A 21,849-nucleotide genomic window follows, 5' to 3' on the forward strand; every position below is an offset into this window, starting at 1 on the left:
CAATGAGCCAACGAGGCAACGAGCCAACGAGGCAGTGGGGCGCCTGAAAAGCGGCCGGTGAAGCGCATCGGGAAAGCACGTTTATAGCTTTAGAATGGCCGGATGCGCCCCACCAATTTTTAGCATGAGCACCGGCCAATTGTTCAAGCATGCGCGGCTCGAGTCCGTCAAAGCGTGGATCGACGATCCGGCTCATGGCGCACTCCCACTCCACGCGCGCGTCCAGCGCGCGATCAGGCAGTTGATTCTCGAGGGCGCGCTCGATGCGGGCCACGGTCTGCCTGCGTCGCGCGCCCTGGCCCGATCGCTGGGCGTTTCCCGCGATACGGTGGAGACGGCGTACGGCCAATTGCATGCAGAGGGGTTCATCGAACGGCGCGTCGGCAGCGGGAGCTTCGTGTCCGAGCGGGCACGACAGTTGACCCGGCCGCGCTCCGCGCAGCGGCTGAGCATCTCTGGCGACGCACCGCCGCGTCTGAGCCGGCGAGGCAGTGCCCTATTCGAGGGCGGCGGCGTACGCGATTTTTTTGCGCCGCGCCCATTCGCCCCGGGTGTGCCGGAAACACGCAGCTTCCCGCTACAGACCTGGGAGCGGCTCGAGCGGCAGGTGTTGAAGGAATACGGCACCGAAGCGCTGCTGCACAGCCCGCCGCAGGGGATGGAGCCGTTGCGGCGCGCCATCGCGGACTATGTGAACCTCGAACGCGGCGCGCATGCCACGCCCGAACGCGTGCTCGTGCTGACCAGTTCGCAGCAAGCGCTCGTATTGTGCGCCACCGTGCTGCTCGATCCGGGCGACAGGATCTTCGTCGAAGATCCCATGTACCACGGGGCGAGCAAGGCATTCGCGGCCGCGGGCCTCGAATGCGTGCCGGTGCCGCTGGATGCCGACGGCATGCGCGTGGAGCGTCTGCGCGATGCCCCGCAATCGGCGAAAGCGGTATTTCTCACGCCTTCGCATCAATTCCCGAGCGGCGCCACGCTCGCATTGGACCGCCGGCTGGCCGTGATCGACTGGGCAAGACAGAACGAAGCCTGGATCATCGAGGACGACTACGACAGCGAATTCCACTATGCAGGCAAACCCACCGCCTGCGTACAGGGGCTCGACACGCACGGCCGGACGATTTACATCGGCACGTTCACGAAGTCCCTGTTTCCCGGCCTGCGAATCGGATACATGATCCTGCCGCCGCCGCTCGTCGCGCCGATGACGGTGGCGCGCACGCTGTTGGACGGACACAGTGCGCCGATCCCGCAACTCACGCTGGCACGCTTCATCGAGGGTGGTCATTTCGGTGCGCATGTGCGCACGATGCGCGCCGTGTACGCCGAACGGCGCGACGTGCTGGCGCGGCTCGTGCGCGAGTATCTGGCCGATTTCGTGACGGCGCGCGTGCCGGCCGGCGGCATGCAGATGCCGTGCGTACTCATCCGCGATATTGCGGAACAAGAGATCGTCGAGCGCGCGCGCCACGCCGGCATCGATCTGCTCGGGCTCACTGCGCTGCACGCGTCGAGCACACACGAGGCCGGCTTCCTCATGGGATTTGCGGCGCACGCTCCGAACGAGCTGAGCGTCTCCGTCAAGAAGCTGGCGGACATACTGCGTACCTCGGGCCGCTGATGCCGCGCCTCACGCGCGGCGAGCCGCGCGCGCCTGCCGCATCACGGCGGCTTGCGAGTGCCGCCCTGCCGCCGCCGCGCCGCTGTCACCTCCGCGCCGAGCAGAAATACGACCGACGAGAAGTACAGCCACATCATGAGCACCGCGAGCGAGCCCGCCGCGCCGAAAGCGCTCGCCGTACCGGCGTGAGTCAGATAAAACGCGAACAGATAGCGGCCGATCGTGAACAGCGCCGCGGCGACGAACCCGCCCGTCAACGCATGGGCGAATCGCACACGCGTATCGGGCAGCCACTTGATGAGCGCGGCGAAGGCGACGCTGAGAATCGCCAGTGCCACGAGCGATTGAAGAATGGAGGCGGTAACGGCAAGCGGACTGTCGCCGAACACCGCATGCGCCACGATTTGAATCGCCGTGTCGAGCACGAGCGACACGACCAGCAGGAAACCGAGCCCCAGCACCAGGGCAAACGATACGAGCCGCGTGCGCAAGAGCAGTTTGAGGCCCTGCACGCCCTCGCCTGCCTCGGCCTCGAATACCGCATCGAGCGCGGTGTTCAACGACGTGAAGGTTGCCGATGCACCGATGACGAGCAAAGCGACCGACGCAACGGCGGCAAACCCACTGCCCGCCGCGTGGTGGGCGTGCGTGACGATCTCCTGCATCGCGCCGGCCGCGTCGTTGCCGACGATGTCTTTCACCTGATCGAACAACCGCCCCCTTGCCGCTTGCTCGCCGAAAAACCAGCCCGCGACGGCGAGCACGATCAGCAACGTCGGCGCCAGCGAGAACGCCGAGTAGAACGCGATGCCGGCGCCCATCATCATGCATCGATCCGATGAAAAACGCTTCAGCGCGTCGGTTCCGACGTGGATGAACCGCCGGATGGAGGAGTGCTCGAAGAGGGCTGCCTTCAGGTGGATGAGGTGCAAGGTCGTTCGCCTCCGTGCGCACAAGGGGATGCGCGCCGTGGCGAACGTGCAGCAATCGTTATGCCTTCGCTTTTCGAAGGGTCGTCATGCGCCGGTGCGCCCCGTTGCGCGGCGCGCATGCGTTCGCCGCGCGCCGCCACCACCGCATTGCTTGTTGCCGATCATCGACGGATCGATGGTGCCGCTCAATCGCGCCGGCGTTTCGTCAGCGTGACCGTTTCGAACAACTCGTAGTTGCCCGTGGGCGTCTGGTCGGCACCGGGCGCGTGATAGTAGTTCATCGTGATAGACGTATGTCCGCCGCGCTCGCCCGGGTCGACATCGAAGACGGCGATGCCGTACCCCGTTGCCGTATCGCGCTGCGCGGACCAGATCGCATCCTCGAGCGCATCGGCGCCGTTGCGCAGGTAAGTGCCTTCCGTCGCGCCCGGTACCGGGCGGTTAGGCTTCGTAAACACCTTCGCCTGCGGGTTGCCGTTGCCGATATCGACACCATAGACATCGAGCGGCGCGCTGGTACCGCCGCCGCCGAGGATCAGATGGACTGTGCCGTGGCTCGTGTCGAAGCGGTTGCTGCCGCGTTCGGCATGCGGCACCGGACGCGGCTGCAGCGTATCCACGGGCTCGCCCGTTTTGGCATCGATGCCCGCGTGGTGGTTGCATCCGCGCACGGGATAGCTGCGCTCATAGTCATGGTCGTGTCCGCATAAAACGAGATCGACGCCGTAGCGATCGAAAAGCGGAAGCCATGCTTCGCGAATGCCCTTATCCGAGCCGTTGCCCGTTTTCGACGAACTGAGCGCGTCCTGATGCATCTGCACGACGATCCAGTCGATATCGTGGTCATGCTCCGCGTGGCGCAGCGTGCGCTCGAGCCAGCGCGTCTGCTCGCCATGGCTGTAGCCGCGTACATAAAACGACGTGCCCGGTGCGATGGCCGGGTTACCCGTGCTGGCGGCCGGCACGAGTGGCGCGGGGCCGGCGACGAACGCCGCGGCGTCCTGATAGACCACATCGTCGGCATCGAGCGAGACGAACAGCACTGAGCCCACCCGGAAGCTGTACCAACGGCCCGCGAACCGGGTGCCGTTATCGGGCAGCGTGTAGCGAGCCAGATACGACTCGAACCCCTCCGGCCCATTGTGGAACTCGATCTCGTGGTTGCCGGGGCAAGGCATCCATGGGCGGTTCGCCGCCGACATCTGATTGTTGTTGCCGAAATCGCGCCATACCTCGGTTTGATGCGTGGGATTCAGGTTCGCGTAGCAGAGGTCGCCGTTCAGAAGATGGAAGAGCGGCTGGAAACGCTCGACCGCTTCCACGGCGAATCGGCTTTGCGGCGACGAGAGCACCCAGCCGGTGTTCGGCGTGGCGAGGTCGCCATAGCTCGTGAAACGAAACGGCGCGCGAGCGCGCGGGGCCGTCGCGAACGTGGCGCTGAACGGCGAACCCACGCGGCTGTCGTTGTCGGCCGTCACTTCGTAGCGGTAGGTGGTGCCGGGGTGCAGATCGTCGACGCGCGCGTGGTAGGTGAAGACGACCACGCCGGAGAGCCCGTCCGTATAGGTGCGCTGCACACCGTGCACGACACGCGGGTGCCCACCGCCGCTGGTGGTAACGGTCACGCGCGGATTGACGGATGCCGCGACCGACGCCCACGAGACGACGACCTCTCGCCTCGGGTCATCGCCCCACGTCAAATGGATTTGCTCGGGCGTGCCATCGGGCGCCGTGGAATCGGCGCGGGCCGCGCCGGCCAGCGCACCGGCCGCGCTTGCGAAACCGGACGCCCCGGCGAGCTTGAGAAAGCCGCGGCGCGAAACGGTAGCCGCAGAGGCGGTGGCGGCCGATTCGGCGGCGAGGTTGTCAGGGGAGCTGTTCTTGGGCATGTCGAGGCTCTCGCGTATTGGGAAGGACGGAAAGAACGGCAAAGGAAAATGAAAGCTCGCCTGCGCACTACTGCAACACGGCATCGCGGCGATGCGCGCAGTGTGCCGCGCCCGCATGGCAGCGTCATGAAACGGATTGCCAATCGAAACGACGGATTCGCGTAGGAATGAGCAGCCGCCCGGGCGATTTGCGCGGATATCCCTGAGCTTCACAGGGCTACTTTTGCGTCGCAAGCGGCGTATTCGGCGCTTTGGCACAATGGCTTCTTTCATTTTTGCTCACCGCCCCTCACGTGGGCGGGCGGCGCGTCACAGCGATGATTCCATTCTCGGTACTCGATCTTTGCCCCGTGCCTGCCGGCCAGACGCCGGCCGACGCCTTCCGCCATTCTCTCGATCTTGCGCAGCATGCGGAGCACTGGGGCTATCGACGCTTCTGGCTCGCCGAGCATCACAACATGCCGGGCATCGCGAGCGCGGCCACGTCGGTTGTGATCGGCCATATCGCGGGCGGCACGAAAACGATTCGCGTGGGCTCCGGCGGCATCATGCTGCCCAATCACTCGCCGCTCGTGATCGCCGAGCAGTTCGGCACGCTGGCCTCGCTTTATGCCGATCGGATCGATCTCGGTCTTGGCCGCGCACCCGGTACCGATCAGACGACTGCCCATGCCTTGCGGCGCGATCTGCATGCGAGCGCCGAGCGTTTTCCCGAAGACGTGGCCGAGTTGCAGCGGTATTTCGCCGAGCCGGTGCCCGGCCAGCGGATTCGCGCGGTGCCCGGCGCGGGCCTGAATGTGCCGATCTGGCTGCTGGGTTCGTCGCTGTTTTCGGCGCAGCTTGCCGCGGGGCTCGGGTTGCCGTTCGCATTTGCCTCGCATTTTGCGCCCGATTATCTGCTGACCGCACTGAACGTCTATCGGTCGCAATTCCGGCCTTCGGCGGTGTTGGCAAAGCCTTATGCGATGGTGGGAGTGAACCTCTTTGCGGCCGCGACCGATGAGGAAGGCGCGCGGCTTTTCACGTCGCTGCAGCAGCAATTCCTCGCTTTGCGGCGTGGCACGCCCGGGCAGTTGCCCCCGCCGGTGGAGCAGCTCGATGCGTCGGAGATCGAGCGGGCCGGCGTCTCGCATTCGCTCGCTTGCTCGGCCATCGGCAGTCCCGAAACGGTGCGCGCGGCCCTCGAGTCGATCATTGCGCAGACACAGGCGGACGAACTGATCCTGACGGCGCAGATCTACGATCACGCCGCACGGCTGCGCTCGTTCGAGATCGGTGCGCAGGTGCGGGATGCGATAGCGGCAACGCCGGCCCCGGCGGTGAGCTGACGAACGTCGCTGCGATCGCTTTTGGAGAGTCGGGCGCCCGGATTCGCGGCACTCGACGCTCAGTATGTCTACTTCAACGGATATCTATAACTGTCGAGGAGAACACGTGAACGATCTTTCGCCCTTCCACATCACGGGCAAGTGGCCCGCGCAACACCCCGAGCGCATTCAGCTCTATTCGCTGCCCACGCCCAACGGCGTGAAAGTGTCGATCATGCTCGAGGAAACCGGCCTGCCCTATGAGCCGCATCTCGTGCGCTTCGACACGAACGACCAGATGTCGCCGGAATTCCTTTCGCTGAATCCGAACAACAAGATTCCGGCCATTCTCGATCCGAACGGCCCGGGCGGAAAGCCGCTCGCGTTGTTCGAATCGGGTGCCATTCTCATTTACCTGGCCGACAAGAGCGGGAAATTCATGCCTCGTGACGAGGCGCACCGCTACGAAACGATTCAGTGGGTCATGTTCCAGATGGGCGGCATCGGGCCGATGTTCGGGCAACTCGGGTTTTTCCATAAATTCGCGGGGAAGGAGTACGAGGACAAGCGGCCGCGCGACCGGTACGTTGCCGAGTCGCGGCGGCTGCTTGGCGTGCTCGATGGGCATCTGGCGAACCGGCAGTGGATCATGGGCGACGAGTACACCATCGCCGATATCGCCACCTTCCCGTGGGTGCGGAATCTGATCGGATTCTATGAAGCCGGCGAGTTGGTCGGTTTCGAAGATTTCAAGCACGTGCGCCGGGTGCTCGATGCATTCGTCGCGCGGCCGGCTGTCGTCAAGGGGCTCGATATTCCGCGGCGGGGGTGATAAGTGCCGGGCGTCAGGCGGGCATGGTGGCCGCCTGCCTGACACCCGGGCATGAGATCGGGGGCGTCGGCGGTCGTGCACGCCCCATAGCCGTCTTGCAAAAAACACTGCTTGAATGAAGGCGCCGCAGGCGCAGCTGTGCCTGCGCGAGTCGCCGCCTCCCTGGCCCGGCATTCTCGCACGCGGCCTTCAGCAAACCCCCAACGTGCGTTCGTCATCAGTTTGGATTGCGTGGCGCTTTTTGAGGGTTATACGACCTTTGAGCCATTCAATTCGGGTTCCATAATTTGCGCAGGGATCGAGCCGGAACACGAGCGCAAACGCAGTGGCGCCTTTGCTTGCGGCTTGATCGATCTCGAGCAGATAAAGGAAACGATCTTGACCGACAATAGCGAAAACAACGGCTCCGAAAAGCCACTCACTGGAGCAGGCTGTTCGCGCCGCGATATTCTCAAGTTCGGCGGCATCGCCACGCTGAGCGCCGTGCTGGGTGGCGGAGCCCTCCTTGGGCGCGCCACGCCTGCTCTTGCGCAGGTAGCCAGCAAGAGCGAACTTGCTCCGAATGACCCGCTCGACATTTTGATTGTCAATTACGACGGCGGAACGCTTCTCGACTTCGCCGGCCCCAGCGAAATTTTCCACCGGTTACCGAATACGAACGTTCGCTACGCGAGCCTCAACGGAGGCGACGTGACCCTGGAGTTCGGGGTCGTGTATGGCAAGACTGAACGACTGGCCGATATCGACAAGACAGACCTGATTCTGGTGCCCGGCGGATCGAATTTGACTGCGCCGATGCGGCCCGGGTATCAAGCGCAGATCCGGCGCCTGGCGGAAAGCGCCAAACATGTGACGTCGGTTTGCAACGGATCGCTGGTGCTTGCTGCAACGGGCATTCTCAAGGGTAAGCGAAGCGCCTGCCATTGGGCCTTCGTCAACAAGCTGTCGGAATATGGCGCGATTCCCGTGCCGGATCGGTTCGTGGAAGACGACAACGGCCGGTTTATGAGCGGCGGCGGCGTGACGGCAGGCATCGATTTCGCACTTCGCGTCGCACAGAAGCTGCGCGGCCAGCAGGCCGCCGAATTCACGCAGCTCGTGATCGAATACGATCCCGCTCCGCCGTTCCATTCCGGTCATCCCAAAGACGCACGGCCGGAAGTCGTCGCGATGGTCGACAAAAAACTGCCCGGAGCATCCAGGGGGCTGGCACGAATCCCAGGCGTTCGCTGAGGCGTTCCCTGAGATGCCCGCAGGCAACGTCCGGAAGGAGTTGGACGGGCTTCGATGAAGCCGTAGTCGACGTAGCTTGCCTCACCAGCCCAATCCGGTGTAGCCCCTTCGATTTAAACCCTGATCGGAAATCCTTAAATGCAACCGATTCGTCGTCTTGCTGCAGTCCTTGCAGCCTGTTTTTCCTTTTTCGCGTTTGCCGTGCCGGCAATTGCCGGCGGCCCGCGGCCTCGAACCGAAGCGGCCCTCAAAGCCGAGAACGCGCGATGGGCCGATGCCTTTGCGCGAGGGAACTACGAGGCGATAGGCCAGCTGTATACCCACGACGGCGCGCTCCTGCCGCCCGGCGGGGACAGAGTGACGGGTGGCAACGCGATTGCCGCGTACTTCACCCAGAGATCTACCGGGGCAAAACCCGACACCGTATCGTTCAGTAATTACGAGTTCTACGGTAACGACCGGACCGTGACGGAGGTCTCGGACGTGGAAATCCGCGACCATGTCGGAAACCTCAAATACCGCAGTAAGCAAGTCCTGCTCTTTCTGAAGGAGGGCGGCGCGTGGAAACTGCATCGTGACATCTGGAATGATTACGCTGCCCAGAAATCCGATGGCCGTTGAGCGCCTCACGGTACAGGTAGTCACGTACCGCGAGCGCCAATAGGCCGGCGCTCGATCAGCGCGCAGAGTTCAATCTGCTCTCGCGCCGGATCGCCTGCGGAGGGTGGCCATGCAGTTTGATGAAGGCCCTCCGCATGCGTTCCGGATCAGTGAATCCCACAGCCAGCGCAATTTGTTCGATGGGTTCGCTACCGTCCTGCAGGCGCAGCCTCGCGGCTTCGACGCGCAACCGTTCGACAGCCTTGGCAGGTGTTTCCCCGGTTTCCCGGCGAAATGCGCGTCCGAACTGCCTCGGACTCAATCTTGCGGCTTCGGCCAATCGTTCCACCGGTAGCGCTTCAGCCAGATGTTCTCTCGCGAAGTTCAGAGCAATGCGGATGCGATCCGATTCCGGCTCCATTTGCGACATGGCGGAGAATTGAGACTGCCCGCCCGGTCGACGATACGGAACAACCAGAAGCCTGGAAACAGCGCGTGCGACTTCCGCGCCCATGTCTTTTTCAATCAACCCGAGCGCCAGATCGATTCCGGAGGCAATGCCCGCCGAGGTCCAGATGTGACCGTCTACGATGTAGATGCTATCGCCTTCCACCCGGGTCCGAGGGAAGCGGGACTGCAACAGCGCTGCGTATCGCCAGTGCGTTGTTGCTTTCAAGCCATCCAGCAAACCGGTTTCCGCAAGCAGAAACGCTCCAGTGCACACGCTCGCCACGCGCGACGCCCTGGCGCCCAATTTCCTGGCAGCGGCGATGTTCTCCGGTGTCTGCATCGGGCCGATATCGCCGCCCACGAAAACGACGGTGTCGAACATGCGCCTTCCGACCGGCTTGGTCTCGATCGAGAGGCCGGTATTGCCACGGACCGGGCCTCCGGACTGCGAGATGACATGAAGATCGTACGGAGTATGGCCAGCGGCTGTGGCCACTTGGTTAAAAGCCGAAAGTGGCCCACCGAGATCGAGTGCATCGTAGCCGCTGCAAACAAAGAATCCAATTCGATGCATGACGGTGTCGTCAGCCGAGTACCATGAGAAGGCGTATTTTATATAAATCCCTCGAATCACGCCATTTTTCGGAACGATGAAAAGTCCTCATTCGCCGCATATCGACGCGCTGAGGAGCCCGATCGTCGCAGCGGTGCAGGACCGCTACCTTCAAGGATGCGAAAGAGCATGGTTTATCTGCGACAGCCGGCATCTCTTCGGCGACTGTTGCCGATGTCGCAGTTATGCGATTCCGATCAGCACGTCGGCGGGAATATGCAGCCCATCGTGCAGCTTGCGGATCATACCGAGGCTCAACGCGCGCCGGCCGGCCAGCACCTCATACACGCGGTTGCTGTTCCCAATGTACGGCTGCATGTCGCGGACCGACAGGCCCGCCTGTTCCATCCGATATTTGATCGCGTCGATCGGGTTCGGGGCCGCCATCGGGAAGTGCTCCGCCTCATACTTCTCGACGAGGATCGCCAGAATCTCCAACTTGTCGCCTTCCGGCGTGCCCGAAGCAGGCTCCATGTCGACGAGCGCAGACACCGCCTTCAGGGCGGCCTCGTAATCGGCCTCGGTTCGAATCGGGTGAATATCCATTTCGTTACTCCATTTCTACGGTTGCCGCATCTACGAACAGCAACTGCACCGCCCTAAGGTTCTTCGTCCGCCAGTCGATCAGCGAAGCTTTTGTGCGGCGCATCGTATGGGCACCGTTGCGGTATCGTCGAAGCCAATCGAGGCGACCAGTCGGGCATCAGGTTACAGAAAGGTAAGCCGCTCATAGTCTTCGTGAAGTGGCGCGCAGCGCCTTCGGCTCTGTCTCACGATGCCCTCCAAACAGCTGAATGATCACATCACGCAACCAGCGATTCCCAGCCTCGTGGTGATACCGCGCATGCCAGTGTTGCCGGACGGCGAAGCCATCCACGGGAATCGGGCATGAATGAACGGCGAGATCGCTGGCCTGCGCGAGCGTTTCGCCAATGTGCCGAGGCAGCGTGGCGACCAGATCGGTGGTCTGGACGATCGTTCCGAGCCCCAGGAAACCCGGCAATTGCAGCACGACATCGCGCTCGATGCGCTCGCGCGCCAGCGCCTGTTCGAGCAACTGACCACCCGTGCCCGATTCGATGGCGACATGCCCCTCGGAACGGTACTGCTTCAACCCGAGCCGCCCGCGAACGCGCGGATGATGCCGGTTCGTCAGGCACACCCAGTCTTGTCGATAAAGCTGCTGCTGGTAGATGCCGCCGCTGAGCCACGGGACATAGCCGATGGCGAGATCGGCTTCGCCCGACTCCAGCGCCCGTTCGGTGTTGCCGTCGATCCCCGCCACCTCGAGCTGGATGCCGGGCGCCTGCGCCCGCACATGTGCGAGCAGCCTCGGCAGCAGCGTGATATGGCTCGCATCCGTCATGCAAATCCGAAAGTGCCGCTGCGCGGTTTCAGGATCGAACGCGATCTCCCACGCGACGAAGCGCCTGAGCGATTCGAGAATTTCGCGACACGGCCCGATCAGGGCGTCGGCCTGAGGCGTCGGTGCCATGCCGCCGGCGGTGCGGATAAACAGCGGGTCCTGCAAATACGCTCGCAGCCGCCCGAGCCAGATGCTGATGGTCGGCTGACTCTGCCCCAATTGCTCGGCCGCGCGCGTGACGCTGCGCGTGTCGTACAGAAGGTCGAACAGCTGCAGCAGTTTCAGATCAGGCAGGTCGGTCGGCTTCATGGCGTGGCATCGTGATTGTCTTTCGCAATGGCAGCATTGTATTCATTGCATTGCCGATATGGGTGGTCACTCCTATCGTGTGCCTACACGTCAAGGAGAAGCTCAGTGAAGATTGCGATTCTCGGCGCCGGCGCGCTAGGCTGCGCCATCGGCGCCACCCTTACGGAGGGCGGCCACGAAACCTGGCTGCTGGACCGTTCGCCCGTCCATGTCGAAACGATGCGTCGCGACGGTCTGCGGGTCGATGACGATAACGGCTCTCGGCGTATTCCGGTGCGAGCTGCGACGCAAGTGCGCGAAGTCGGCGTGGCCGACCTGGTCATCGTGCTGGTCAAGTCCTTCCACACCGACTCCGCCATGCGCGGCGCACTCGATCTGATCGGGCCCGACACGCTCGTGCTGTCGCTTCAAAACGGAATCGGGCACGAAGACGTGCTCGCCGATATCGTGGGCCGCGAGCGCGTGCTCGCGGGCAAGACCTATGTCGGCGGCGTGTTGCATGGCCCGGGGCATATCCACTCGGGCGTCACCGGTAAGGTGACCTGCATCGGCGAGCTCGATGGCCAGATTACGGCCCGCGTGCAGGCGATCTCCGACGCGTTCAACGCTGCCAGGATGACGACCACGATCAGCGACAACATCATGGGCACGATATGGGACAAGTTGCTCGTCAACGTGGCCACGGGCGCGATCACGGGCATCACGCGTCTCACCTACGGTCAGCTTTACGACGAGCCGTTGTTGAAGGCGACGTCGCTCGCGGCCATCGGCGAGGCGATGGCGGTCGCACAGGCGGCCCGCATCGCGTTGTCGATAACAGACCCCGAACAGGCCTGGGTGCTCGCAGCTGATGGTCTCTCTCCCGCATTCAAGACGTCGATGCTGCAAAGCCTCGAAAAAGGCTCGGTCACGGAGATCGATTTCATCCATGGCGCGGTAGTGCGCTGGGGGCAACGACTCGGCGTGCCGACGCCCGTCAACGCGACGCTGGTGGCGTGCATCAAAGGCATCGAACGGGCGATGGCCGATGAAGCGCGTAAGGAGGCAATCGCATGAACGGCTCGAAGGCTTACCTGGAGCATGTGGCCATCCGGGTGAAGGACATCCGTTGGCACATCCGCTTTTTCGAAGACGTGTTCGGCATGAGCATGCGCGAAGTCGACGGCACCGTCGACGCGCCACGCCAGTACTGGACGCTCGGCGGCCTGCAGTTCGTTCATGCGCCGCAGTACGAAGGCCCCGAAGGGCGCCTCGCCCATCTTGGTGTCATGTGCGAAGACCTGGAAGCAGCGCTGGCCGCGGCCCAGACCTATGACGTCAGCGCAATGCCGCAAGGGCGCAACTGGCTGCGTCTGCCCGACGGGCTCGCCGTCGAACTGATTCAGGCCCGGCCCGCGTCGTGTGTCGCACAGGCGCTGAGCATCGACCCGCGCGCGGAGGCGTGAACATGACTGTCATCGACAGGTACTGGGACGACGCCCGCGAGGGCGACGAGTGCGTGAGCCCGAGCTATACCGTGACGAAGGAGCGCATCCTCGCCTATGCCGATCTCACCGGCGACCATACACCCGTGCACGTGGACGAGGCCTATGCCAATGCGAGCCACTTTGGTTGCCTCGTCGCGCATGGACTGTTCGGGCTCTCGATTGCCGACGGCCTCAAGACCCGGAGCGACTATCGTTTTCTGCCCGGCATGTCGCTCGGTTGGACCTGGGATTTCCTGTTGCCCATCAAGGTCAACGACCGCCTGCACGTGAAGTTTCGCGTCGGTGCGATGCGTCCCAGCAACAGCCGTCCGGCCTGGGGTATCGTCGTGCTGCCATCCGAATTGATCAATCAGGACGACCAGGTAGTTCAACGCGGCGAGCATCGCCTGATGGTGCCGCGCCGGCCGGGAGCGTACTGATGCAGGCCCGTCCCCTCGAAGGCATTCGCGTTGTCGACTACAGCCACTTCCTCGCCGGCCCCTACGTGGGCCGCTGCCTTGCGGCCCTCGGCGCCGAAGTCATCAAGGTCGAGCGTCCCGGTAACGGCGACGCTGGACGACAGCACGCTACCGTGCTGGACGACCAGCAAAGCGGCTATTTCCTGCAGCTGAACATGGGCAAGCGCGGCGTCAGCGTCAACATGAAAGATTCGCGCGGCAAGGAGTTCATGCGCCGCCTGTGCGACTCGGCAGATGTATTCGTCGAAAATTACCGCCCCGGCGCGCTCGATAAACTCGGGCTGGGCTATGCCGAGTTGTCCGCACGCAATCCGCGCCTCGTTTACTGCTCGATTTCGGCATACGGCCACACGGGGCCCGACGCACATCGCGCCGGCTTTGGCCTGATCGCGGAAGCGAAGAGCGGCATCATGCAGATGGTAGGTACGCCTGGCGAGCCGCCGCCGCTGCTGCGCATTTCGCTCGGCGACATGTACACGGGCATCCACGCGGTGGCGGCCATCAACGCGGCGCTGCTCGGAAGGGCGAAGAGCGGACGCGGCCAGCACATCGACATGGCGCTGTACGACACGCTCGTGTCGATGCACGAGTACGCGGTGCAGTGCTACACGCTGCGAGGCGTGCTACCGGAGCAGACCGGCCACGATATGCCGACCTCGACGCTCTATGGCGTGTTTCGCGCGGCAGACGGCGATCTCGTGATCGCGGCACAAGTGGACGATGCGTGGAAGCGCCTTGCAGCATTGATCGAAACGCACGACGGACCTGCGGGCTTCGGCAGCGATACGCGCTTTCACGATAGCGCGGGCCGTAATAGACATCGGCAGGCGATTCTCGCTGTCGTAGCGCCTTGGGTTGCCGCACGCCTCGTCTCGCAGGTGCTCGAACTGCTGGATGGCATCGATGTGCCTTGCGCGAAGGTGCAGCGCATCGACGAGGTGCTCGACGATCCGCAGATCCAGGCGCGCGGCATGGTGGTCGAACAGCATCATCCGCGTTACGGAACGTTGCGTCTGCCCAACCTGCCTTTTCGCTTTTCTCATTGCGACACGACTATCCGCGACGTCGCGCCCGATCTTGGGCAGCACAACGCGAAGGTCGCGCAATCGCTCGGCTTTTCTGCCGCGGAGATCGACGCAATGCAAAGCGAAGGCGTTCTCTACTCGAGGGAGAGACCATGACTGACCAGTACGCAGTGATCGGCAACCCGATCGGACATACGAAGTCTCCATTGATTCATGGCCTCTTTGCCGAAGCGACGCAACAGGCGATGTCTTACGTCGCGATCGAAGGTCCGCTGGACCCCGACGATGGCTTCGCGAGCGTCGTACGGCAGTTCGCAGCCGAAGGCGGCAAGGGCGTGAACGTCACCGCACCCTTCAAGTTGAAGGCCTTCGCACTCGCCGACGAGCGCAGCGAACGCGCAGCGTTGGCGGGTGCCGCCAATGCACTCAAGTTCGAGAACGGCCGGATCATTGCCGAGAATTTCGACGGCATTGGCTTGTTGCGCGATATCGAGGTCAATCTCGGCGTTCCGCTCGCCGGCAAACGCGTGTTGATGCTCGGCGCTGGCGGCGGGGCGCGCGGCGCGCTACTGCCGTTTCTCGACACGGGTCCCGCCGAAATGGTCGTCGCCAACCGCGATATCGGCAAAGCTGAGGCATTGGTGGCCCAGGTCGGTTCGCGCGGCGCGCCGCTGCGTGCTCGCGGCTACGGCGATCTGCCCGGGATGGGCCGATTCGATCTCGTGGTCAATGCGACTTCCGCGAGCCTGACGGGCGAGCTGCCCCCCGTCCCGCCGAGCGTATTCAGGCCCGACGGCACCGCATATGAACTGGCGTACGGCAAGCGGCTCACGCCCTTCATGCGGCTCGCGCGCAACGCGGGCGTACATGGCGTCGCGGACGGCGTCGGCATGCTGGTCGAGCAGGCCGCCGAAGCGTTTGCATGGTGGCGCGGCGTGCGTCCACAGACGGCGGCGGTCATCGACCGTCTCGCTGTGCCGTTCGACTGATCGCCCGAAGGAACAACCAATGAAGAACGTCCTGATGCTTCATGGCATCAATCACAACATGTTCGGCAAGCGCGACCCGGCGCAATACGGCACGGTCACGCTTGCCGAGATCGATGCCAGGCTGCATTCGCTGGGCGAGGAACTCGGCGTGCGGATCGAATCATTCCAGACGAACAGCGAAGCGGCAATGTGCGAACGCATCCACCGGGCCTTCGAAGAGGGTAAGGACGCCGTGCTGCTCAACGCCGGCGCGTGGACGCACTACAGCTATGGCATCCGCGATGCGCTTGCGATTCTGACCTGTCCGGTCGTCGAACTGCATATGTCGAACATTCATGCGAGGGAGCCATTCCGGCACCATTCGGTGTTCGCCGATATCGTCAAAGGGCAGATCTGCGGTTTCGGGATCGAGAGCTATCTCCTCGCACTGCGGGCCGTCCATGCGGAGATCCGTGCCTGAGCGGTGCAGCATATCCCAGACAGGCGCACCGGCAATCTTCTGGTAGGCCCGCTCTTGGCCTGTTCCCCATTCGTCACCTGGAAATTCGACTTCCACAAGCCGCAATGAGTTATCCACGTGCGGCTGCTTCGGGTGGTCAACGAGGCTGCGCCCCGGCCAGTGATCGGCCCGATTCTTGACGATGATGACGTCCGGGCGCTGCGCGTCCGCCTGTGACGAAATCCGGCCACATGTCGAAGCTGACCTCGGCTTTGTACTGCCGGTAGTAATCGGCTTTACGTTCGTCCACGCGAATGGCGATACTCATCGCGACCTGCTTCAGCAGCGCTGATCGTGACGCCCTGCAAGCAGCATATTCGCACTTTATTCGTTCATATCCGCAGTTATTTCGTTCTTCGACACAATCTGCCGTTCACGCATCCGCATCCGCGCCATAGCCGACGCTAGCCTATATCAGGCGTATCGCTAGCGCATTTTGTGACCATGGCTAGCAGAATTTACGAACCTCCATAGCTGGCGCCGGTGCCCGGCTGAGCTTGTCGTTCCCGCAATGGCCGTTCCGGCGCGTCGCCCACTTCCTCGCAAGGACTCCACCGTGAAAATCGAAACCGCAAACCTTCGCCCTTACGCGCATCCGCACGATCCGGAAGCGGGACCAGACAGCGGCACCCTGTCGCCCACGGGCGCCACGCAAGCGCTCGCGCGCCCGAGACCGCCTTCGAACGTCGCGGCCGGCCTCGCGGACCTGCGGTCGATCTCCGCCCAGCGGCCATCGCGGCCCGAAGACATGCCGGCCCACGCGCAAGTCGGCGACGACGAAGGCGTCCGGGACTTGCCCCCGCAACTGGCGCGTCCCAGGGCGCAGCCGCCGCGCCTGCCCCATCCCGACAATGCGAGGGACGTCGAGAGCGGGTTGCCGATGCGCGATTGCTCGGCGCGGGTCGCCGCCTTCCTGCGGAACCTGTCGGTCGTCCAGGAACTCCAGCAGTTCGATGACGTCGAGTTCGTGGGCAAGCTGCGCAACGAGCTGGTCACCGAGCCCGGATGCCCCGAGCCGAAGACGCTGCTGGCCGCCATGAGCGAGAAGGTCGATGAACTGCGGTCGCACTTGGACAAGCAAGCGGCGACGCCGGAGGAGGCCGCGTTCCTGGCCGAGGCCCGGCGCTATCTTGCGCCGGTCATGGCCAGCTTCGAGACCGACATCGACACCTTGCGGCACGACGCGAGCGCCGCCAAGCGGATGTTCCAGGGCGCGCTGACGCTGCTTCTCTACCCCTTGCCGCTGGCCACGCTGTTCACGCAGAAGACGGGCACCTACGCCGCATTCAACATCGCCTCCTACACCTACACGGCGATACAGCTGGTCTCGCTCATGCGACGCCCGACGACGGACGCGAAGCTGTTCAGGAAGCACGCCATCAACCGGCACAGCCTGGTCTTCTTCATCTCTCTCGCCTATGCCGTGCCGACCTTCTATGCCAAGGCCAGACCGCTGCAGCACAACGCCGGATTCGTCGCCGGCGCGGCGGTGGCGCAAGGGGCGATGATGTTCGGCCTACGGCTGGGGCAGGACCTGATGGACTCGATGCAGCTGCGCTTCAACAGCGCCTTCAACCGCAGGCACGATCTTCCGGGCGGCTTCAAGGAAGCCATCGAGGGGATCCTGGGCGACCTGCGCGAGGGCCTGGGCAAGATCGACGGCTTCGTCGGCGAATTCCAGCAGGACCGGCGGATCACCCCCCACATGGACCGGCAGCTCACCTTCTTCAAACAAGACCTGTCCAGAATCGTGACGGGCCTTGAGCGGCTCGTGGCGACCGGGACGGAGCAGGAGAGCCCGGTCGCTGCCAGCCATGACCCGGGTCCCCTGGATGCGGTGCGCCGGACGCTGAACGCTTCGTTCGCGAACAATCCCGCCTTGAAGGGAAAGCTGGCACTGGCGACCGTCGCCTTCGCCGTCCTCGGGTCGAACATCGCCCTGATGCGCAAGGACGGGCTGGCTCTGCCCGACTTCATCGCCGATGCGGTCGTCTCGTCGACGTTCCTGCTCTGTGAAGCGCTGAGCCCGCACGTCTCGCTCACTGGGATGAACGACAGCGTGAGCGACACGGTCGGCGGCATGACGATCGGCCTGCCCTTCTCCGTAGCCGCGCTGATGAACGGCTACATGGACGACCCCAGGGGCAACCCCTCGGGCTTCATCGCCGGGACTGTCGGCTACACGGCGGCCTACATGCTCTTCGGCCGGGTAGCCGGCGACGTCCTGTCCAAGGGCCTCATGGCCACGGGCGGAGCACTCAGTTGGAGCCAACGGCACGCGATCCGCCTCGGCCGGAGCGCGATGGCCCTGGGCTTCGATCTGATCGCCGGCCGCCGCTCGCCGGCTGCCGAGGATGTGCACGCCGAAGCCGAGGTCGAGATGGCGGGCGTGGCGCGCGAGCCGCTATTCTTCAGCCCCTCGCAGCGGGCATCCGCCGAACGCACCCTGGTCGATACGTTCGAGCAGATCGGCACCGAGTGGCACGACGCGCGCGACGAATGGGAAGGCGGATCCGACGGGATGGCGGGTGGGGACGACCCCTGGTTCGACGCACCGACGGAGCTGCCCGTGCAGCCGGTGTCGACGCATCCGTCTGGGAGCCCCATGTTGAGACAGTAGTGCCGTAGTGAGGACGTATCGCTATTCGAGATAATCGTACTTTCCGCGCAAGATCCGGCGGTTTGCTTCGGACGGTCCCTCGAACCCTGAGCGAGCACGGTACTCGGCAAGCGGCGACTGTTGGGCGTCGAGTTGCGCCGCCAGATGGTTCGAGGTGTTCAGCCCGGAGAGCCGCAATGCGATCCTCACTCAAGTGGCGAACAGCCTTCCTGGTGGTCGGGTGGGACGTCCGGAGGAGATTTCGATTCGGCAATCCGTGAGCGGCGAGCGCCGGCGAGAAGCAACCGCCCGCCGTCCCAGCGTTCAGGCGAGTGCCGGCTGGCTCTTTACGCTCGGGCGTTCCAGCATCCTCGTGTACCAGGCTAGAAGCGCTTCGCACTCTGGAGGCACCGGCAGTTTCACGATCGACGCAAACACCAGCCCGCCGATGACCGTAATGTCGGCCATGGAGAAAGCGTCTCCGGCGACAAACGATTGTTTTTTCAGCACGTCATTGAAGTAGTGCATGCCTCGCACGGCCTTGTCTCGCTGACGAAAACCCCATTCGGCGTTCTGATAAAGCTCGACGTTCGGCCCGAGCCCCGGCGTGGCATGGTGGAAATAGACGCTGATGGCGTCGAGCAATTCCAGTTCGGCGCGCTTGCTCATCATGTGAACCACGCCCTTTTCGAGCGGCGTGCTGCCGGTCAGTGTCGGTACGCCGTCGAGCGCATCGAGGTATTCGGTAATGGCGGTGCATTCCGCGATGCAGGTTCCGTCGTTGAGTTCGAGCACCGGCAGCGTCCCCGAGTAGTTTTTTTCGGCCATGAACCGGGGCCTTTTGTGCTCCCCTTTGTAAAGGTCGACCATCACGAACCGGACGTGCGATTGCAGACCTTTCTCCGCCAACGCGATCCGAACGCGTGTGGGATACGGTCCCGTGGGGAAATCGTAAATCGTCATGATCGGGAGCTTGCTTACGTCGGCGGTGCTGGAAGTCACGCTTGCCTCTCTAATGTTGCGGGTCATAAGGGTCCGGCAGCGCGGAGGCGCCTGCCGTTTAGCTACCTAACGTTAGTTAGGTTTACGGTAGAAGGTATAATGGCGCGTGTCAACAGTGAATTCCTTTTGGGGAGGGGTAGCGGTGAAGAATGGTCCAGGCCTGAACTCCCGGGAGCGAATCCTGGCGGCTGCCACAACCATTGCGCAGGCGCACGGCTACAGCGGCCTGAACTTTCGCGATCTCGCGGACGCGGTCGGCATCAAGGCTGCGAGCATCTATCACCACTTCGCAAGCAAGGCCGATCTCGCTGCAGCGGTGGCAAGGCGCTATTGGGAGAACACGTCGGCCTCGCTGGAGACGCTCCTGACCGAATCGGCGGACCCGATCGACTGCCTGCGCCGTTATCCCGCCACGTTTCGCAAGGCGCTCGAGAATGGTAATCGGATATGCCTCTGTAGCTTCATGGCCGCCGAATCGGATGATCTGCCGGAAATAGTGACCAAAGAGGTCCAGACTTTTGCTGATGTGAATGTCGCATGGCTCAGCAAGGTACTATCCTTGGCGGCCGCGGTCGGCCCCGAGGATAGTGAACAGCGCGCCCGTGCGATCTTCGCCGCCGTTGCTGGCGCCCAGCTCATTGCCAGGAGTCGCGCGGATGTCTCCGTCTTCGACGAATTGATCGAAAGTTATCGGGCCGCCGGTCTTCTGCCGGCGTAGGCGGCCTCTATTTCGTCACGCCGTCGGCGCGCGCGCGGCCCGAGAAGGTACGCGTGCTGTCCGATTACTTCGCCGAACACCTCTCCGATCCGTCGTGGCGATGGCCGAAGTGAGGCAATGGAGAACTGCCAAGTGCTTGCTCAGCACCGCCTTGCAATTCGTCCATTGCACCTTCTTGCCGCTACCGCTCGGAAGACCGCAGGCACACGCTTACTTCGGCCCCACGTTGCCCGGCAGCAGGCCCGGCAAGGATGCGGCGCCAGCCGACGGCGATGGCAGGCTCGGTTGCAGCGTACTCGCACGGCGGAGGACATAGGCATCGGCGGTGAAGTCGTTGGTGCCCGAGCTGGCCACCACGTTTCGGCTGCAACTGCGGCCCAGCGCCGAAATGCAGTCAGCCTTCGCCTGGCTTGTCAGCGGTTGCAAGGGAGCATACACAGCGCCGCGATTGCCGGTGTTTTGCAGGATGGGGATCTTCACATTGCTGAAGTAATTACCCTCCACCAAGACCGCATTCGTGGCGAATGCTTCAAGGGCGTGGTAGGTGCCATCCTGGAAGTAGTTGCTCATGAGATGCACGAACTGGTTCTTGCCATGCACCGCAGGTGCGCGGCCGGAGAACTGGTGGATCCAGTTGTAAGCGAAGACGAACGTCTCGGACTGCCCCGTGAGCAGGAAATTCCAGTAGTGGCTGCCGTCACAACGGGGGGAATAGTTGGTTCGGCCATCGAAGTCATTCCATGAGACGGTGACGTTCCGCGCTGCGCTATTGGCCTCCCAACCAGAGACGATCATCTGCCGCCCGATATGGCTGAAGCGGTTGTGGTCCAGCCAGACGTCTTTGGTATTGCCCAGGATGACGGCGTCTCCCGCAAAGATGATGCCGTCATTGACGTAGCCGATCGTCAGGTTGCGGATGATGATGTTGTGTACACCACCGAGCATCGCGAGGCCGGCGCCCCTGATTCCGGCCTTGCCGCCGGCCTTGCCGACGAGCGTCTTATTCGAGCCAACGAGCAAATTGTCGCGGCCAGCTTTGTCATACGACAGCGTGAATTTCGGCACACCATTACAGTGCGTATCAGCAGGATTGAAGAGCGCAAGCTCATCGCGGGCGACACAACCAGGAAGCATGCTGTAGTAGCAACCGCTCACCTGGCCAGTCCTTTCTGTCCCGGCAAAGTCGATCATCGCGTCGACCGAAATCACGCGTGGCGTGTCGTCCTCGCAGATACCGCCGACGATATTGCTGCAAAGCGCCTGGCGCAATCCTGCCGGCGTCGTCACGTGCTGGACTTTCCCACTGCCACCGCCGGTAACGCCTCCCCCCAGCCCCCGCAAAGTGTTCGTGGTGGCCACCGCGCTGACGCGCGCCGTGGCGGCATCTTCGGAGGCGGGTTCGGCGTCCGCTGCCGACGTCGAAATGGAAACGGGCTGGGCGGCTTTCGTGTCTACGGAGGCACTTTCAGCCGGCGGATCAACGGACAAGGCGGCCGCGGTGCCTGCCGATGTTGTGGCGTAATCCGCATTGTCACCACCACAACCCGCCAGGATGGTGACGAGCAGCATCGCCATCAGGTGTTTGGAGCCACAATTGCCAATCTGCTTCATTTTCTCTCTTGCATGTTCCCATCGAAGGTCCGATGGAATCTTTCTCATGGATCAACTTGACGCGATGCGTACGGTTGAGATTCGCGCCACTATGCAGCCCCCAGGATCAGGTGACACTCGAATTCGCGAATGTCTGCCGACCTCGGCGAAAAAATCCGTTGGACTTGTGATTGGCCTGACAACTCCGGCGCGTCGACAAAGTCCCCATCGCCCTTTCACGCCGTAAGGGATTTCGCCAACGGTCTCGGAAAGACGCGCGCGTCACCAGCCCGATTCCCCAGACGAATTATTTTCTTTTTTTGC

21 protein-coding genes and 1 pseudogene are annotated in these 21,849 nt (G+C 63.2%); 14 read left to right on the top strand and 8 right to left on the bottom strand.

Annotation, left to right across the window (positions count from 1 at the left end; translation table 11 throughout):
* The first annotated feature begins 139 nt into the window (after positions 1-139).
* Positions 140-1,627, top strand: a complete 1,488-nt coding sequence (gene pdxR / locus U0034_RS24330) for a MocR-like pyridoxine biosynthesis transcription factor PdxR (protein ID WP_085229085.1) — start codon at positions 140-142, stop codon at positions 1,625-1,627.
* A 41-nt stretch (positions 1,628-1,668) separates the two neighbouring features.
* Here pdxR and U0034_RS24335 read toward each other — a convergent pair whose 3' ends face one another.
* Both U0034_RS24335 and U0034_RS24340 read right to left on the bottom strand, forming a co-directional pair.
* Positions 1,669-2,550, bottom strand: coding sequence for a YihY/virulence factor BrkB family protein (locus tag U0034_RS24335; protein WP_386092527.1), 882 nt, complete (start codon positions 2,548-2,550; stop codon positions 1,669-1,671).
* 194 nt (positions 2,551-2,744) lie between these two features.
* Positions 2,745-4,448 (bottom strand): purple acid phosphatase family protein, encoded by a 1,704-nt coding sequence (locus tag U0034_RS24340; protein WP_102622994.1) that lies wholly within the window; start codon positions 4,446-4,448, stop codon positions 2,745-2,747.
* Between the two features lie 317 nt (positions 4,449-4,765).
* On the opposite strand from U0034_RS24340, the gene U0034_RS24345 reads away from it, so the two are divergent.
* From U0034_RS24345 to U0034_RS24360, 4 genes are all read left to right on the top strand, one after another.
* Positions 4,766-5,776 carry an LLM class flavin-dependent oxidoreductase gene (locus U0034_RS24345; RefSeq protein WP_085229087.1) on the top strand — a complete coding sequence of 337 codons (1,011 nt, stop codon included), beginning with the start codon at positions 4,766-4,768 and terminating at the stop codon, positions 5,774-5,776.
* 106 nt (positions 5,777-5,882) lie between these two features.
* Positions 5,883-6,587, top strand: a complete 705-nt coding sequence (locus tag U0034_RS24350) for a glutathione binding-like protein (RefSeq protein WP_085229032.1) — start codon at positions 5,883-5,885, stop codon at positions 6,585-6,587.
* A gap of 378 nt (positions 6,588-6,965) precedes the next feature.
* Positions 6,966-7,820: a DJ-1/PfpI family protein gene (locus tag U0034_RS24355; RefSeq protein WP_085229088.1), complete on the top strand. Its 855-nt coding sequence runs from the start codon at positions 6,966-6,968 to the stop codon at positions 7,818-7,820.
* Positions 7,821-7,958: 138 nt separating this feature from the next.
* Entirely contained in the window at positions 7,959-8,441 is a 483-nt protein-coding gene (locus U0034_RS24360; protein WP_085229033.1) for a YybH family protein, read from the top strand.
* Between the two features lie 55 nt (positions 8,442-8,496).
* On the opposite strand, the gene U0034_RS24365 is transcribed toward U0034_RS24360, so the two are convergent.
* The 3 genes from U0034_RS24365 to U0034_RS24375 all read right to left on the bottom strand — a co-directional run bounded on the left by U0034_RS24365 (position 8,497) and on the right by U0034_RS24375 (position 11,158).
* Positions 8,497-9,444 (bottom strand): GlxA family transcriptional regulator, encoded by a 948-nt coding sequence (locus tag U0034_RS24365; RefSeq protein WP_085229089.1) that lies wholly within the window; start codon positions 9,442-9,444, stop codon positions 8,497-8,499.
* A 222-nt stretch (positions 9,445-9,666) separates the two neighbouring features.
* Positions 9,667-10,029 carry a helix-turn-helix domain-containing protein gene (locus U0034_RS24370; protein WP_085229034.1) on the bottom strand — a complete coding sequence of 121 codons (363 nt, stop codon included), beginning with the start codon at positions 10,027-10,029 and terminating at the stop codon, positions 9,667-9,669.
* Positions 10,030-10,210: 181 nt separating this feature from the next.
* Positions 10,211-11,158, bottom strand: coding sequence for a LysR family transcriptional regulator (locus tag U0034_RS24375; protein WP_085229035.1), 948 nt, complete (start codon positions 11,156-11,158; stop codon positions 10,211-10,213).
* 105 nt (positions 11,159-11,263) lie between these two features.
* Here U0034_RS24375 and U0034_RS24380 point away from each other — a divergent pair, with 105 nt between their 5' ends.
* Genes U0034_RS24380 through aroQ form a run of 6 tightly spaced genes read left to right on the top strand, consistent with a single transcriptional unit; the run spans position 11,264 to position 15,577 of the window.
* Entirely contained in the window at positions 11,264-12,214 is a 951-nt protein-coding gene (locus U0034_RS24380) for a ketopantoate reductase family protein (RefSeq protein WP_085229036.1), read from the top strand.
* Positions 12,211-12,603 carry a VOC family protein gene (locus U0034_RS24385; RefSeq protein WP_085229037.1) on the top strand — a complete coding sequence of 131 codons (393 nt, stop codon included), beginning with the start codon at positions 12,211-12,213 and terminating at the stop codon, positions 12,601-12,603. The genes U0034_RS24380 and U0034_RS24385 overlap by 4 nt, the downstream gene beginning before the upstream one ends.
* A gap of 2 nt (positions 12,604-12,605) precedes the next feature.
* Positions 12,606-13,064, top strand: a complete 459-nt coding sequence (locus tag U0034_RS24390; protein WP_085229038.1) for a MaoC family dehydratase — start codon at positions 12,606-12,608, stop codon at positions 13,062-13,064.
* The gene (locus U0034_RS24395; protein ID WP_085229039.1) at positions 13,064-14,284 is read left to right on the top strand and encodes a CaiB/BaiF CoA transferase family protein; all 1,221 of its coding nucleotides are present in this window, start codon (positions 13,064-13,066) and stop codon (positions 14,282-14,284) included. The genes U0034_RS24390 and U0034_RS24395 overlap by 1 nt, the downstream gene beginning before the upstream one ends.
* Complete coding sequence (gene aroE / locus U0034_RS24400; protein WP_085229040.1) at positions 14,281-15,117, top strand: shikimate dehydrogenase; 837 nt, start codon at positions 14,281-14,283, stop codon at positions 15,115-15,117. Before U0034_RS24395 ends, aroE begins: the two co-directional genes overlap by 4 nt.
* 19 nt (positions 15,118-15,136) lie before the next feature.
* Positions 15,137-15,577 carry a type II 3-dehydroquinate dehydratase gene (gene aroQ, locus U0034_RS24405; protein WP_085229041.1) on the top strand — a complete coding sequence of 147 codons (441 nt, stop codon included), beginning with the start codon at positions 15,137-15,139 and terminating at the stop codon, positions 15,575-15,577.
* A gap of 136 nt (positions 15,578-15,713) precedes the next feature.
* Here the strand turns inward: aroQ and U0034_RS24410 are convergent, their stop codons facing one another.
* On the bottom strand, positions 15,714-15,884 hold the full coding sequence (locus U0034_RS24410) for a hypothetical protein (protein WP_176072615.1): 171 nt from the start codon (positions 15,882-15,884) through the stop codon (positions 15,714-15,716).
* Between the two features lie 288 nt (positions 15,885-16,172).
* Between U0034_RS24410 and xopAA the strand changes: the two genes are divergently transcribed.
* The gene (gene xopAA, locus U0034_RS24415) at positions 16,173-18,236 is read left to right on the top strand and encodes a type III secretion system effector XopAA (protein WP_085229090.1); all 2,064 of its coding nucleotides are present in this window, start codon (positions 16,173-16,175) and stop codon (positions 18,234-18,236) included.
* Between the two features lie 303 nt (positions 18,237-18,539).
* On the opposite strand, the gene U0034_RS24420 is transcribed toward xopAA, so the two are convergent.
* Positions 18,540-19,178 (bottom strand): glutathione S-transferase, encoded by a 639-nt coding sequence (locus U0034_RS24420; RefSeq protein WP_085229042.1) that lies wholly within the window; start codon positions 19,176-19,178, stop codon positions 18,540-18,542.
* A 181-nt stretch (positions 19,179-19,359) separates the two neighbouring features.
* Between U0034_RS24420 and U0034_RS24425 the strand changes: the two genes are divergently transcribed.
* The gene (locus U0034_RS24425; protein ID WP_085229043.1) at positions 19,360-19,935 is read left to right on the top strand and encodes a TetR/AcrR family transcriptional regulator; all 576 of its coding nucleotides are present in this window, start codon (positions 19,360-19,362) and stop codon (positions 19,933-19,935) included.
* Positions 19,935-20,048: pseudogene (locus U0034_RS24430) on the top strand (LysR family transcriptional regulator); the annotation flags it as partial. The gene U0034_RS24425 and the pseudogene U0034_RS24430, both read left to right, overlap by 1 nt.
* A 97-nt stretch (positions 20,049-20,145) precedes the next feature.
* Here the strand turns inward: U0034_RS24430 and U0034_RS24435 are convergent.
* Positions 20,146-21,546 (bottom strand): pectate lyase family protein, encoded by a 1,401-nt coding sequence (locus U0034_RS24435; RefSeq protein ID WP_158243526.1) that lies wholly within the window; start codon positions 21,544-21,546, stop codon positions 20,146-20,148.
* Positions 21,547-21,849 lie beyond the last annotated feature (303 nt).

This window comes from Trinickia caryophylli (genome assembly GCF_034424545.1).
GTDB classification, from domain to species: domain Bacteria; phylum Pseudomonadota; class Gammaproteobacteria; order Burkholderiales; family Burkholderiaceae; genus Trinickia; species Trinickia caryophylli.